This window comes from Streptomyces sp. NPDC050388, from assembly GCF_040655635.1.
GTDB lineage: Bacteria > Actinomycetota > Actinomycetes > Streptomycetales > Streptomycetaceae > Streptomyces.
Genome location: NZ_JBFAKH010000257.1, coordinates 1 through 1,663 on the forward strand (window position 1 = coordinate 1; position 1,663 = coordinate 1,663).

General features: G+C 74.3%; 1 protein-coding gene. It reads left to right on the forward strand.

All coding sequences use genetic code 11. From position 1 onward, the window contains the following. Positions 1–1,663: type I polyketide synthase (locus AB0I73_RS41195; RefSeq protein WP_363045500.1), on the forward strand; the 1,663-nt coding region annotated here is incomplete at both ends.

Below are 1,663 nucleotides of genomic sequence, written 5' to 3' on the forward strand. Positions count from 1 at the left end.
GCTTCCCCGGCGGCGTCGCCTCCCCCGACGACCTGTGGCGCCTGGTCACCGAAGGCCGCGACGCCATCGACACCGTCCCCGCCGACCGGCAGTGGAACCTGAGCGTCTTCCGCCACACGGCCGGAGACACCCGGGGGACCTCGTACGTGGGCAAGGGCGGATTCCTGGCGGACGCCGGCGACTTCGACCCCGGCTTCTTCGGGATCTCGCCGCGCGAGGCCCTGGCCATGGACCCCCAACAGCGGGTGCTGCTGGAGACCTCGTGGGAGGCCTTCGAGGACGCGGGCATCGACCCGGCCACAATGCACCGGACCCGTACCGGTGTGTACGTGGGCGCGGCGGCCTCCGGATACGGGGGTGCGACGCGCGGTCGGCCCAACGGCTTCGAGGGCCACCTCCTGACGGGCACCGCGGGCAGTGTCGTCTCCGGGCGCGTCTCGTACGCGTTCGGCCTGGAAGGGCCCGCCGTCACCGTGGACACGGCGTGCTCGTCGTCCCTGGTCGCGGTTCACATGGCCACGCAAGCGCTGCGCAACGGCGAGTGCACCATGGCGGTGGCCGGCGGCGTGATGGTGATGGGGACACCGACGTCCTTCGTGGAGTTCAGCAGGCAGCAGGCGTTGGCTGCGGACGGCCGGTGCAAGGCCTTCTCCGAATCGGCCGACGGGTTCGCGCTGGCCGAGGGCGTCGGGGTGCTGCTGCTGGAGCGGCTGTCGGACGCCCGCCGCAACGGCCACCAGGTCCTCGCCGTCGTGCGCGGCTCCGCGGTCAACCAGGACGGCGCGTCCAACGGTCTGACCGCCCCCAACGGCCCGTCGCAACAGCGGGTCATCCGCGCCGCGCTCGCCGACGCGAAGGTCTCCGCCGACCAGATCGACGTGGTGGAGGCGCACGGCACCGGCACGACGCTGGGTGACCCGATCGAGGCGCAGGCGCTGCTGGCCACCTACGGCCAGGAGCACGACGCGGACCGGCCGCTGTGGCTGGGCTCGGTCAAGTCGAACATCGGGCACACCCAGGCCGCCGCCGGCGTCGCCGGTGTGATGAAGATGGTCCTGGCCATGCGGCACGGCATCGTCCCGCAGACCCTCCACGTGGACGCCCCGACATCCCATGTCGACTGGACCGCCGGCGCGGTCGAGCTCCTCACCCAGCCCGTGGACTGGCCGGAGACCGGTGCGCCGCGCCGGGCCGGCGTGTCCTCCTTCGGCATGAGCGGTACCAACGCGCACGTGATCCTGGAGCAGGCCCCGGCCGAGGAGCCGGCCGAGCCGGACCAGGCCCCGGCCCCGGCCCCGATGGGTGCGGTGCCGTGGGTGCTGTCCGCCAAGACCGAGCAGGCGCTCGCGGCGCAGGCGGAGCGGCTCCTGGCGCACCTGCGCGCGGACGCCGGGGCGTCGGTGGCGGACATCGGCTACTCGCTGGCCCTGACCCGCGCCCGCTTCGAGCACCGCGCCGCGATCACCGCCGGCGAGCGCGCCGACTTCGAGACCGCGCTGGAGGCCCTCGCCGAGGGCCGCGCCGACGCCACCACCGTCACCGCCGAGGCCCACCCCGACCCCCGCACCGTGTTCGTGTTCCCCGGTCAGGGGGCGCAGTGGGCCGGGATGGCGGTGGGGCTGCTGGAGGCCTCGCCGGTGTTCGCCGCCCGGATGGCCGAGTG